This is a genomic window from Gordonia aurantiaca, from assembly GCF_039939235.1.
Classification (GTDB): domain Bacteria; phylum Actinomycetota; class Actinomycetes; order Mycobacteriales; family Mycobacteriaceae; genus Gordonia.
In genome coordinates, this window is sequence record NZ_JBDUUF010000011.1 from 140453 (window position 1) to 153282 (window position 12830).

At 68.3% G+C, this 12830-nt stretch carries 11 protein-coding genes; 9 read left to right on the top strand and 2 right to left on the bottom strand.

The window, feature by feature from the left end; all coding sequences use genetic code 11:
• Positions 1-5: 5 nt before the first annotated feature.
• The 6 genes from ABFT43_RS19365 (at position 6) to ABFT43_RS19390 (ending at position 7442) form a co-directional block, all read left to right on the top strand.
• Positions 6-1790, top strand: a complete 1785-nt coding sequence (locus tag ABFT43_RS19365) for a CotH kinase family protein (RefSeq protein ID WP_347961916.1) — start codon at positions 6-8, stop codon at positions 1788-1790.
• 397 nt (positions 1791-2187) lie between these two features.
• Complete coding sequence (gene rpsA / locus ABFT43_RS19370; protein ID WP_006902488.1) at positions 2188-3639, top strand: 30S ribosomal protein S1; 1452 nt, start codon at positions 2188-2190, stop codon at positions 3637-3639.
• A gap of 157 nt (positions 3640-3796) precedes the next feature.
• A complete protein-coding gene (locus tag ABFT43_RS19375; RefSeq protein WP_347961917.1) occupies positions 3797-4549 on the top strand; it encodes a TetR/AcrR family transcriptional regulator in 753 nt (250 codons plus the stop codon).
• A gap of 126 nt (positions 4550-4675) precedes the next feature.
• Positions 4676-5860, top strand: a complete 1185-nt coding sequence (gene aztD / locus ABFT43_RS19380; RefSeq protein WP_457590190.1) for a zinc metallochaperone AztD — start codon at positions 4676-4678, stop codon at positions 5858-5860.
• 86 nt (positions 5861-5946) lie between these two features.
• Positions 5947-6843, top strand: a complete 897-nt coding sequence (gene coaE / locus ABFT43_RS19385) for a dephospho-CoA kinase (protein ID WP_347961918.1) — start codon at positions 5947-5949, stop codon at positions 6841-6843.
• Between the two features lie 209 nt (positions 6844-7052).
• Entirely contained in the window at positions 7053-7442 is a 390-nt protein-coding gene (locus ABFT43_RS19390) for a hypothetical protein (protein ID WP_347961919.1), read from the top strand.
• Between the two features lie 253 nt (positions 7443-7695).
• Here ABFT43_RS19390 and ABFT43_RS19395 read toward each other — a convergent pair whose 3' ends face one another.
• On the bottom strand, positions 7696-8277 hold the full coding sequence (locus ABFT43_RS19395; protein ID WP_347961920.1) for a DUF402 domain-containing protein: 582 nt from the start codon (positions 8275-8277) through the stop codon (positions 7696-7698).
• 96 nt (positions 8278-8373) lie between these two features.
• Here ABFT43_RS19395 and ABFT43_RS19400 point away from each other — a divergent pair, with 96 nt between their 5' ends.
• From ABFT43_RS19400 to ABFT43_RS19410, 3 genes are all read left to right on the top strand, one after another.
• Entirely contained in the window at positions 8374-9072 is a 699-nt protein-coding gene (locus tag ABFT43_RS19400; protein WP_347961921.1) for a hypothetical protein, read from the top strand.
• A gap of 20 nt (positions 9073-9092) precedes the next feature.
• Positions 9093-11249 carry an excinuclease ABC subunit UvrB gene (gene uvrB, locus ABFT43_RS19405; RefSeq protein WP_347961922.1) on the top strand — a complete coding sequence of 719 codons (2157 nt, stop codon included), beginning with the start codon at positions 9093-9095 and terminating at the stop codon, positions 11247-11249.
• Positions 11250-11446: 197 nt separating this feature from the next.
• Positions 11447-11893: a universal stress protein gene (locus ABFT43_RS19410; protein WP_347961923.1), complete on the top strand. Its 447-nt coding sequence runs from the start codon at positions 11447-11449 to the stop codon at positions 11891-11893.
• 32 nt (positions 11894-11925) lie between these two features.
• On the opposite strand, the gene ABFT43_RS19415 is transcribed toward ABFT43_RS19410, so the two are convergent.
• Positions 11926-12828: a hydroxymethylglutaryl-CoA lyase gene (locus ABFT43_RS19415; protein WP_347961924.1), complete on the bottom strand. Its 903-nt coding sequence runs from the start codon at positions 12826-12828 to the stop codon at positions 11926-11928.
• Positions 12829-12830 lie beyond the last annotated feature (2 nt).

The window sequence follows — 12830 nt, forward strand, 5'->3', positions numbered from 1 at the left end:
CGACGATGGGCGACAGCGATCCGGACGACGTCACATCCGCCGACACCGGCAGCGACGCCGTGGCCGATCCCCGGCCGACGCCCCCGCGCCGGCTTCTCCGTCACCGCATTCCGCGCTCGCTTCGTCAGCACTGGAAGGTGCCGGCGGCGCTCGTGGTCTTCGTGCTCGTGGTGGCGGTGGTGTTCGGCGGGTGGAGGGTCAGCCCGCTCATCACCGGGGACCCCGCCGTCATCACGTCGGAGATCACCCACGACATCGCGGGCACGGTCGACCTCTTCGATCCGTCGGTTCCGCACGAGCTCACGATCGAGATGAGCGACGCCGAGTACCGCTCGATGCTGTCGTCGTACGAGAAGGACGGCAGCAAGGAATGGGTGTCGGCCCGGGTCGTCATCGACGGCACCCGACTCGACGACGTGGCGGTACGGCTCAAGGGCAACTCGACGCTGATGGGGCTGCGCGGGGACCGCGGCCGCCCGTCGGGCGGTCCTCCGGGAGGGCCGGGTGCACCACCGGGGGCGCCGGGCGGGGGAGTGCCACAGGGACCCGACGCACAGCCCGGACCGCAACCCCCGTTCCAGATCGATCCCGCGGACATGGAACGAATGCGGAAGATGATGACGCAGGTCGACAAGAACGACCCGACCTCGTTACCGCTGTTGCTGAGCTTCGACGAGAACTTCGAGGGCCGCGCCTATCAGGGCAGGACCGAATTGTCGATCCGTCCGGGAAGCCCGGTGCTGAACGAGGCGACCGCGTTGACCCTCACGGCCCGCACCGGACAGCCGTCGCAGCGGTACGCCTACGTCTCGTACTCGATCAACGGGAGCCCGACGGCGACGAAGCTCGTGCTCGAGCACCCGGACGAGCGCTACGCCGAGAGCCTGTTCGGCTCGAGGGGCTACCTGTACAAGGCAGATGCGAGTTCGCGGCTGAAATACGTGGGCAACGACCAGTCCGAGTACGCCGACCAGTTCAAGCAGATCAACTCCGCCGACAACGGCAACCTGCAGCCGGTCATCGACCTCGCGCGGTGGCTCGACGAGGCGAGCGACGAGGAGTTCGCCCGGGACCTCCACGAGTGGGTCGACGTCGAGGCCTTCGCAAAGTACGTCGCGACCCAGAACCTGCTCGGAAACGGCGACGACATGAGCGGCCCCGGCCAGAACTACTACCTCTGGTACGACCTCGAGACGAAGAGATTCACCGTCGTCTCCTGGGATCTCAACCTCGCGATGATCGGTGATACGAGCGCCGGGCCGGACGACGAGGTGTCCTTCGGTCCGATGCGGGCACGCGGACGTGCGGGGCAGCCGCAGGGCGCACCCGGGGGCGAGGGCGTGCCCGGTGGTCCGCGGCAATCCGCCGATGGCCGGGTACCCGCGGCCGACGCTCCCCGGCCCACGGCGGGTGGTGCGCCGCAGTCGGCCGGCGGTGCGCAGCCCCCCACCGGTGACCCCGGTGGGTTCGGCGGTCCCGGTGGGTTCGGTGGTCCCGGCGGCCAGGGCGGCCCGCCGGGGATGCGTGACGTCAAGAACCCGCTCAAGACCCGCTTCCTCGCACAGGCGACCGAGCCGGGGGGTGCGTTCACCGGGCTCTATCACTCGGCGTATTGGGAGCTCTACGCCCAGATCTACGCCGACGGCCTGGCCACCGGGGTGCTCGACGAGTTGGCGACGACGGTTCCGCTGACCGACGAGTTGCCGGAACAGGAGAGGGCCGAGGCCGTCGACACCCTCCGGACGTGGATCTCGCACCGGTCGGAGGCGCTCGCGGACCGTGGCCGGTGATTCCGTGCTGTGCCGTCGCGACCGGACCATGTTCGGGCGGTCTGTCCGTCTCGCCCGAGCGCACGAGGCCCTCCCGGCGGGTCGTCGCTCGGCCCGACGAGGAGCGGCGACTCCCCGGGGCCGCATCCACCCGGTGACGAGTGCCGGACCATGTGTGACGTCGGCACCGCCCGGATCGGACGCCGGCAGTCACCCGCGGCCCGGTGCTCCCACCACCGGCCTTCCGAGGGCATTTGCCCAGGACAACGCGCGTGGAGTAGGCTTGGTGAACGCGCGTGCGCTCTACTGCGCGCGACTGGTTCAGACCCCGGTCGGAAAGCTCTTGATCAGGGGTTTTGTGCCGTGAAATACGTCAAGAACTGTACCTACTACACACCTGTCCGGAGCAACTCAACATATGTCGTCCCCCACGATCTCCTCGCCGCAAGTAGCCGTCAATGACATCGGCACGGCCGAGGACTTCCTCGCCGCCATCGACTCCACGATCAAGTACTTCAACGATGGCGACATCGTGGAAGGCACCATCGTCAAGGTCGATCGGGACGAGGTTCTGCTCGACATCGGTTACAAGACCGAAGGCGTCATTCCCTCCCGCGAACTGTCGATCAAGCACGACGTCGATCCCCATGAGGTCGTCAGCGTCGGTGACGAGGTCGAGGCCCTGGTCCTCACCAAGGAGGACAAAGAAGGCCGTCTGATCCTCTCCAAGAAGCGTGCGCAGTACGAGCGGGCGTGGGGCACCATCGAGGAGCTCAAGGAGAAGGACGAGGCCGTCAAGGGCACCGTCATCGAGGTCGTCAAGGGCGGCCTGATCCTGGACATCGGCCTGCGCGGTTTCCTCCCGGCCTCGCTCGTGGAGATGCGTCGCGTCCGCGATCTCCAGCCGTACATCGGCAAGGAGATCGAGGCCAAGATCATCGAGCTCGACAAGAACCGCAACAACGTGGTCCTGTCGCGTCGCGCATGGCTCGAGCAGACCCAGTCCGAGGTCCGCAGCGAGTTCCTGCACCAGCTGCAGAAGGGCCAGGTCCGCAAGGGCGTCGTGTCCTCGATCGTCAACTTCGGTGCGTTCGTCGATCTCGGCGGCGTCGACGGCCTGGTCCACGTCTCCGAGCTGTCCTGGAAGCACATCGATCACCCGTCCGAGGTCGTCGCCGTGGGCGACGAGGTCACCGTCGAGGTCCTCGACGTCGATCTGGACCGCGAGCGCGTGTCGCTGTCGCTCAAGGCCACCCAGGAAGATCCGTGGCGTCAGTTCGCCCGCACCCATGCGATCGGCCAGATCGTCCCGGGCAAGGTCACCAAGCTGGTGCCGTTCGGTGCGTTCGTTCGCGTCGACGAGGGCATCGAGGGTCTGGTCCACATCTCCGAGCTGGCCGAGCGTCACGTCGAGGTTCCGGACCAGGTCGTCGCGGTCGGCGACGACGCGATGGTCAAGGTCATCGACATCGACCTCGAGCGTCGTCGTATCTCGCTGAGCCTCAAGCAGGCCAACGAGGATTACACCGAGGAGTTCGACCCCTCGAAGTACGGCATGGCCGACAGCTACGACGAGCAGGGCAACTACATCTTCCCCGAGGGCTTCGATCCCGAGACCAACGAGTGGCTCGAGGGTTACGAGAAGCAGCGTGAGGCATGGGAGGCCCGCTACGCCGAGGCCGAGCGTCGTCACAAGATGCACACCGCGCAGATCGAGAAGTTCGCGGCTGCCGCGGCCGAGGCCGCCAATGCCCCGAGCGACTACTCGTCGGCGTCGGAGAGCCGTTCCTCGAGCTCGAGCTCGGGCGGTTCGCTCGCCAGCGACGAGCAGCTCGCCGCTCTGCGTGAGAAGCTGTCGGGCAACGCCTGACACCTTCGCTGCATGACCGCAGCGCAGTAGGACACACGAGAAGCCCTCCCGGGAGACCGGGAGGGCTTCTCGTGTGTATATGGCCCCGTTCTGCGGGGCGGGTGCTGATACGGTGGGCGCGATCGTTACTCGGTACGCCGTACGAGATGAGGTCCCGATGTCACCAGCCGACGACGCCCGTACGCTCGTGCGGCTGCTGTGGCGTCCGGGCCCGGAGGCCGACGCGCGTCCGCGCCGCGGGCCGAAGCAGCGGGTCTCGGTCGACGAGATCGTCGACACCGCCGTGGATCTCGCGGATCGCAACGGCCTCGACGCCGTGTCCATGCGAGCGCTCGCGACCGCGCTCGGAATCGGCCCGATGAGCCTTTACACCTACGTCCCGTCCCGGGATGTCCTCGTGGCCCTGATGATCGACCGGGTCGCCGCCGATCATCCGATGCCGGCCCCGGCCACGACGCCGACGGCATCGCTGGCGGCCATCGCCCGCGCGCTCCGTGACGAACTCCTCGCACACCCGTGGCTGCTCGACGCCCCGCCGTGGCGTCACGTGCTCGGCCCCAACTGGCTGGCTCGGTACGATCGGCAGCTGGAGGCCCTCGAGCCCGCCGACGTCCCGGATCTCGACCGGGACCGAATCCTGAGCGTCCTCACGTCGTTCGTGGTCGGCAACGCGCGCGAGGCCGTCTCGGCGCGGACGGCGCCGTCGCGGAGCGGGATGAGCGATGCCGAGTGGTGGGAGGCCGTCGCCCCGGAACTGGACGCGGTGATCCCGGACGGCGTGTATCCGCTGGCCAACCGGGTGGGGTCCGCGGCCGGCGAACTGTACCAGGCACCGGGGGCGCCGGCCGATGTGTTCGAGTTCGGGCTGGCGCGACTTCTCGACGGATTGAGGCCGCTTCTAGGGGAGTGACACACCCGTCTGGCTCCGCCTCGCTTCTGTATCGATGCGTTGTTGACAATAATTGTCATTAAGCGGTTCGATGTCCCGGTGTTCACATCACCGACGAGACTCATCCGATCCGCCCTCGCCGTCTCCGTGGCCATCGTGGTCCTGGCGGGCTGTTCCGGCGCGGACTCCCGCGACCGCGAGGTCGCCTCGTCCTCGTCCGGCCCGGTCGAACAGCCCAGCGCCACACCGCGTCTCGCGCTCAGCTATGACGGTGGCATCCTCGTGCTCGACGCCCGGACGCTGGACCGGGTCGCCGATCTCCCCGTCGGCGGGTTCGTCCGACTCAACAGTGCGGGCGACGGTCGGCACGTCCTGGTCTCCGAATCCGGCGGGTTCCGGGTTCTCGACATGGGCACCTGGACGCGCCGGCACGGCGACCACGGGCATCACCAGACCGCACAGCCCGCGCTCACCGAGATGCGGTTCGGCGCAGACGAACCCGGGCACGTCGTGGTCCACGACTCCCGGATCACGCTGTTCAGTGACGGCGCCGGACGGGTCGACATCGTCGAACCCGCCGAACTCATGCGCGGCAAGGCGGTCTCGACCGCATTCACCCTTCCGCAACCGCACCACGGCGTCGCGGTCTTCCGCGCCGACGGCACGGTGGTCGTCACCCGTGGTGACGAGGAGAAGCGCACCGGCATCGCGATCCTCGACGCCTCCCGAAACGAGATCGCACGCAACGACGAATGCCCCGGCGTGCACGGCGAGGCCGCGGCCGCCGACGGACGTCTGACCTTCGGGTGTGAGAACGGCATCCTCATCGTCGACGGCGTCGACATCCGGAAGGTCGACAGCCCGGATCCCTATGGGCGCATCGGAAACCAGGCGGGAGACGACTCCTCACCGATCGTGCTCGGGGACTATAAAAGCGACCCGGACGCCGACGTCGAACGGCCCACCCGGATCTCGCTGACCGACACCCGCACCGGCCGGCTCCGCCTCGTGGACCTCGGCAGCTCCTACAGCTTCCGCTCCCTGGAGCGCGGGCCCGGCGGTTCCGCGGTCGTCCTCGGCACCGACGGCGCGCTGCACCTCGTCGACGTCGAAACCGGTGAGCGCACCGCCCGGATCCCGGTGATCGGGGAGTGGACCGAACCCGATGAGTGGCAATCGCCGATGCCGAATGTGGCCGTGCAGGACGAGATCGCCTATGTCAGCGATCCGGGCGCGAAACGGATCGTCGCGGTCGACCTGACCACGCGACAGAAGATCGCCGAGGCCGGTCTGCCGCACGAGACCATCGAACTGGCGGCCGTCACGGGCTGATCCCGGCGACCGGCGATGTGTGGCCCCCGGCCGGATCCGCGTGCCGGTGTGACCTGGTACCAGGAAGGTTTGTCAGACTGGTGGGCGTGATCAGGCTGGGGCTGACCGGCGGTATCGGAGCCGGCAAATCGACAGTGGCGAAGACGTTCGTCGAGCGGGGCGCGTACATCATCGACGCGGACAAGATCGCGCGCGAGGTCGTGGAACCGGGGACCGAGGGCCTCGCCGAGCTGGTGGAGGCGTTCGGGACGGACATCCTGGCCGCCGACGGCAGCCTCGATCGGCCCGCGCTGGCGGCGAAGGCATTCGTCGACGACGAGTCGCGCAAGAAGCTCAACAGCATCACCCACCCGCGGATCGGCGCGCGCACGCAGGAACTCCTCGACGCCGCTCCGGAGGATGCGATCGTCGTCCAGGACATCCCGTTGTTGGTGGAGAACCACACCGCACCGTTCTTCCACCTCGTGGTGATCGTCCACGCCGACGCCGATGTCCGGCTCCACCGCCTCACCACGATGCGCGGGCTCGACGAGGCCGACGCCCGCGCGCGCATCGCGGCGCAGGCCACCGACGAGCAGCGCCGGTCGGTCGCCGATGTCTGGCTGGACAACTCCGGCACGCCCGACGCCCTCGCGGCAGCGGCTGCGGAGGTGTGGGACCGGCGGTTGGTGCCGTTCGAGGCGAACGTCCGCGCCCGCCGGGCCGCCGAACCCGACCCCGAACTGGTTGCCGCCGAACCGAATCCCGACGGTCCGTCGGCGCGCCTGGTCAACCGCCTCTGGGCGATCGCCGGTGAGCGCGCCACCGCGGTCGACGTCGTCGCCGTGGCGACCGTGGAACTGAGGATCACCGCGCGCGACGACGCGGCGGCGGGTGAGTTGACCGATCTGCTCGCGGTCGGCGGATTCGCACCCGTCGAGCCCGGGCTGCACCGTTCGTGCGACCCGGGGCGCCCGGCGACGGTCGTCGTCGAGAAGGCCTGACCCCTCGGACATCCGGCCTGCCGGTATCTGATCACGAATGTTGCCAAATTGGGTACGGTCTGTGCCGCGCCTTGCTAGTTTGCGAAGCACATGAAGATCGTTCGCAACGAGGCGTGAGGAGTACGGCCATGTGGGGAGCCGGTTTTCGAAATCGGATGCGCTCGCTCGTCGGGGTGACAGCCGTCGGCGCAGCCTTGGTGACCGCTGCGGTGACGACCGCTCCGGCGCACGCCGCGCTGGAGGGCATCGCGGTCGACACCCTGCCCGGCTACGGCTCGTCGTCGAACGGGTCGACCAACTACGCCACCTACGGCACCGGATGTGCGTATAAGTTGTCGGTGCTGGTCGGCGATCCGAGATCGGCGACCTCGAACCTGAAGATCACCGACACCGTGAACGGTAGGACGGTGACGGTCTACAACCGCAAGCCGACGGCCGAGGAGGTCAAGCCGACCTGGCGGCCGGCGACACCCGGGCGTCACGTCCTGACCGCCACGCTCGACGGCGTGGTCAAGACCAGGACGGTGACCGTCGGCACCGGCTTCCAGATGCCGCGGTTCATCCGGCACGGGGCCTGCTTCGTGCTGCCGGCCTACTGAGGGAACACGCCGTCCGAGGCGTGAGGTGCGTGCGGAACCCCCTCGCAGGTCTCCTGAGATCGGTTCCCGTGCAACCTCGTCTCCGTGCAACCTCGTCTCCGTGCAACCTCGTCTCCGTGCAACCTCGTCTCCGCGCAATCTCGATTCCAGGGCAGCGTTGGACTCGCGGGACCGTCCCGCGGGCGCTACCCGCGAGCGGGAGGAGCGGCCCTCCCGTGGGGACGGTCGGTGGACGAAAGTGGTTGCGCCACCCTCACGACACCGGTTCGGCCCGGTGATCGGAGAAGAACACGACGTCTCCGACCTCGGCGTCGAGCCACGCCTGCACGTTGCCGTGCGCGGCGGCCCCGACGAGTGCGCGCGTGGCGATCTCGATGGCCTCGACGCACTGCTCGTTGTCGAGGAACCCGCAGCGGTGCGCCTCGAAGACCTCGTCGACGTCGATGAGCTCGAGGGGGGAGCCGGGTACGTCGACCAGATCGAGGTACCAGTCCTCGGCGTACCACCGGCCCTGCGCGTCGGGTCCGTGGAAGCGGCCGATGTCGAGGTAGAGCCGCTGGTCGGCCCGGTAGCCACCCTGGTAGTGAAAGATGTTGGCGCGCAGGCCCAGGGATGGGAGCAACCAGGACTCGAGGTGGTCGAACCTCGGATGTCCGGGCGCGGGTCGCGACATGTAGAGCCCGAAGTCGGTGACCCGGTACTCCTCGACCTCGCGCACGAAGCCCTTGTTGTCGGTGTTCGTCATCGCCGGGACGTCGAACACCTCGCGCTTCGGCGGATGCATCGAGTGCGACGCGGTGGCCGGACCACCGGCGGGACCGCTGTTGCTCGTCATGTCACAAGAATGTAGTCATCTCGCGCCCGGATCTCAGGGTGAAAACCAGAGTTCTTCCCGATGTACGGTCGTCGGGTCCGGGTGCATCGTCGGGACATGACCTCCGCGCGCACCGGACATCCCGACCGTGCCGGACGCAGGGCCGTCGACAGCCGGCCCCGCCGCGGCTCTTCGACGGTCGCGAGACGCGGGCGGCAGGCGCTGTTGTGGATTCACATCCTGTCGTCGGTGAGCTGGATGAGTCAGGCCCTCGCGTTGCTGGTCCTGTTGCTGCGTGGCGGGGGCGACGGTGCGGTCGCCGCGCACCTGCTCGACACGACGGTCCTGGTGATCTCCGCCAACGTATCGGCGATGTCCGGCTTCTTGTTGTCGTCCACCACGCCCTGGGGCTTCTTCCTCCACCGCTGGGTACTGGTGAAGTTCGTCATCACCGTCGGACAGTTGGGGGTCGGGATCGGCCTGTTGTCCCCACGGCTCGATGCGGCGGCCGAGACGGTCGCGTCGGGCGGTGACCCTACGGTGTCCCCGGCGCTCGTCGTCCCGACGACGGTGATGGCGGCGCTGATCGCCTTCCAGGGTTGGGTGTCGGTCGCCAAACCGTGGCCGCGGGTGCCCGGTCGCACCCGTGCGAAGGCGCCGGTGCCCGGCCCGTGGATCATCGCGGCCGCGCCGGTCGCCCTGGCCGGCGACGTCATCGTGTTCGCGACGCTCGGGCAGCCGATCCCGATCTGGTCGGCGCTGGTGCTCGTCGCGGCGCTCGTCGGACGCCGGCGAGCGGGAACACCCGTGTCGTAGGACGCGTTTACCCTGGCACCATGGCCTTTGCAGCAGAACGCCCCGTGCTCGCTCATTCCGAGTTCCGCCCGATCGGCGAGATCGAGCGGACGGGCGGCCGGTTCGAGGTCGTCAGCGAATACGAACCCGCAGGTGACCAGCCCGCCGCCATCGCCGAGCTGACCAGGCGCATCAAGGCGGGGGAGAAGGACATCGTGCTCCTCGGCGCCACGGGCACCGGCAAGTCGGCGACCACGGCGTGGCTGATCGAGCAGGTCCAGCGCCCCACCCTGGTGATGGCGCCGAACAAGACCCTCGCTGCGCAGCTCGCCAACGAGCTGCGCGAGATGCTGCCCAACAACGCGGTCGAGTACTTCGTCTCGTACTACGACTACTACCAACCCGAGGCGTACATCGCCCAGACGGACACCTACATCGAGAAGGATTCGTCGATCAACGACGACGTCGAGCGCCTGCGCCATTCGGCGACGTCCAGCCTGTTGTCGCGACGCGACGTGGTGGTGGTCGCGTCGGTGTCGTGCATCTACGGCCTCGGCACGCCGCAGTCCTACCTGGACCGGTCGGTGCAACTCGAGGTCGGCCAGGAGATCGACCGAGACGCACTGCTCCGGCTGCTCGTCGACGTGCAGTACACCCGCAACGACACCTCCTTCACCCGCGGCAGCTTCCGGGTCCGCGGCGACACCGTCGAGATCATCCCGTCCTACGAGGAACTCGCGGTCCGCATCGAGTTCTTCGGCGACGAGATCGAGTCGCTGTACTACCTGCACCCGCTGACCGGAGACGTGGTCCGGCAGGTGGACTCGCTGCGCATCTTCCCGGCCACGCACTACGTCGCGGGACCCGAGCGCATGGAGCGCGCGATGGCGTCCATCGAGGCGGAACTCGAGGAGCGCCTGGCCGAACTCGAGGCCAAGGGCAAGCTGCTCGAGGCGCAGCGTCTGCGGATGCGGACCACCTACGACCTGGAGATGATGCGGCAGGTCGGGTTCTGTTCGGGCATCGAGAACTATTCACGCCACATCGACGGCCGGGCCGCGGGCAGCGCGCCGGCGACGCTGATCGACTACTTCCCGGACGATTTCCTGCTCGTCATCGACGAGTCGCACGTGACCGTGCCGCAGATCGGCGGCATGTACGAGGGCGACATGTCCCGCAAGCGCAACCTCGTCGAATACGGCTTCCGACTGCCGTCGGCGATGGACAACCGGCCCCTGACGTGGGACGAGTTCGTCGAGCGCATCGGCCAGACCGTCTACCTGTCGGCGACCCCGGGTCCCTACGAACTCGGCCAGTCCAACGGCGAGTTCGTGGAGCAGGTGATCCGCCCGACCGGCCTGGTCGACCCGAAGGTCGTGGTCAAGCCGACGAAGGGGCAGATCGACGACCTCGTCCACGAGATCCGGTTGCGAACCGAGAAGGACGAACGCGTCCTCGTCACCACCCTGACCAAGAAGATGGCCGAGGACCTGACGGACTACCTCCTCGAACTCGGGATCCGGGTGCGTTACCTGCATTCCGAGGTCGACACCCTTCGACGCGTGGAACTGCTGCGCCAGCTGCGGTCGGGCGAGTACGACGTGTTGGTCGGCATCAACCTCCTCCGCGAGGGTCTCGACCTCCCGGAGGTGTCGCTGGTCGCGATCCTCGACGCCGACAAGGAGGGCTTCCTCCGCAGCACCACGTCGCTGATCCAGACGATCGGCCGTGCGGCCCGCAACGTGTCGGGCGAGGTACACATGTACGCCGACAAGATCACCGACTCGATGGCCAACGCCATCGAGGAGACCGAACGCCGCCGTGAGAAGCAGATCGCCTACAACAAGGAACACGGGATCGACCCGCAGCCGCTGCGCAAGAAGATCGCCGACATCCTCGACCAGGTGTACCGCGAGGCCGAGGACGAGGCCGTCGCGGTCGGTGGTTCCGGTCGCAACGCCAGCCGCGGACGCCGGGCGCAGGGCGAGGTGCCCAAGGGCGGCAGCGCCGGGGTCATCGAGAAGCGCGACGTGTCGACGATGCCGCGCGCCGAACTCGCCGACCTCATCGCCCAGCTCACCGAACAGATGATGAGCGCAGCCCGCGACCTCCAGTTCGAACTCGCCGGCCGGTTGCGTGACGAGATCGCCGAGCTGAAGAAGGAACTGCGCGGCATGGACGCCGCGGGCATCAAATAACCGCGATGACCGCACGCACGACGCGCGCACGGCGATGTGTCGACGGTCGGACACGCCGGTTCATGTGCGGAAAGCCACGATCCGGGGGACAGACACGCCGTGGCAAACTAGTGTCCCGATGAAGATCCCTGAAGTATGGGGACGTACGGTGACGCCTCGCTGATGGGCAGCGAGGCGAATTCATGTCGGAGGTTGGGATGAGCGCATACGAGACCATCGTCGTCGGTACCGACGGCTCGGAGTCGTCGTTGAAGGCGGTGGACCGTGCGGGGGCTCTCGCAGGTGAGGGCGCGCAGCTGGTGATCGCGTGCGCCTACTTCCCCAACGAGCGCGGCGCCGGAGAGGCCGCCGACATCCTCAAGGACGAGGCCTACCAGGTGACCGGCTCGTACCCGACCGAGGAGATCCTGCGTACCGCCAAGGAGCGCGCTGTCCGCGCCGGTGCGGCCACCGTCGTGCAGCGTCCGGTCAAGGGAGCCCCGGTCGACGCGCTGCTGCAGCTCGTCAACGACGTCAAGGCCGACCTGCTCGTCGTCGGCAACCGCGGCCTGAACTCGATCGCGGGCCGTCTGCTCGGCTCGGTTCCCGCCGACGTCGCACGCAAGTCCTCCTGCGACGTGCTGATCGTGCATACCACCGACTAGTCGCGCGCGACGAATCGTGCAGAGTCCCCGCCTCAGCGGGCGTCCGGGAAGCCCCCGGCGCGCCCGAGGAGTGCGGGGACGTTCTTCTCCAGCGCCCGTCCCAGCCATTCGGCGGCCTCGATCAGCGTGACCATGTCGACCCCGGTGGTGACGCCGGATCGGTCGAGGGCGTAGACCAGATCCTCGGAGGCGATGTTGCCGGTCGCGGCGGGTGCGAACGGGCAGCCACCGAAACCGCCGATGGAGGCGTCGAGCGCGCTCGCCCCGGTGTCGAGTGCGGTGAGCGCGTTGGCATATCCGGTGTTACGGGTGTTGTGGAAGTGCCAGCGTTGCGGGATGCCGGGAGCCCGGTCGGCGGTGAGCGCGGCCAGGGTGCGGACGTGGGTGGGCACACCGACGCCGATCGTGTCGGCGAGCCCGATCTCGTCGGGGGCCTCGCCGTCGGTCAGGCGGGCGACGATGTCGCCGATCCGCTCCGGGGAGACCTCGCCCTCGAACGGGCACCCGAACGAGACCGCGATGGTCACCGTGGTGAAGATGCCGGCCTTCTTGGCGTCGCGCACGACGTCGACGGCTGCGGCGATGCCCTCCTCGACGCTGCAACCCTGGTTGCGGCGGCTGAACTCCTCGGTCGCCGGGACGACCGCGTTGATCTCGTCGACCGCGCTGGTCAGGGCCCGGTCGAGTCCACGCCGGTTGAGCACGAGACCGATGTAGGACACCCCGTCGGCGCGCGGAACCTGCGCCATGACCTCCTCGGCGCCCGCCATCTGCGGGACCCGCTTGGGGTTGACGAAGCTGACCGCCTCGATGCGCTTCGCGCCGGCTGCCACGGCACGGGCGATGAGTTCGACCTTGTCCTCGGTCGACAGGATCTTCTGCTCGTTCTGGAGGCCGTCGCGGGGGCCGACCTCGACCAACTGCACGCTCGTCATCC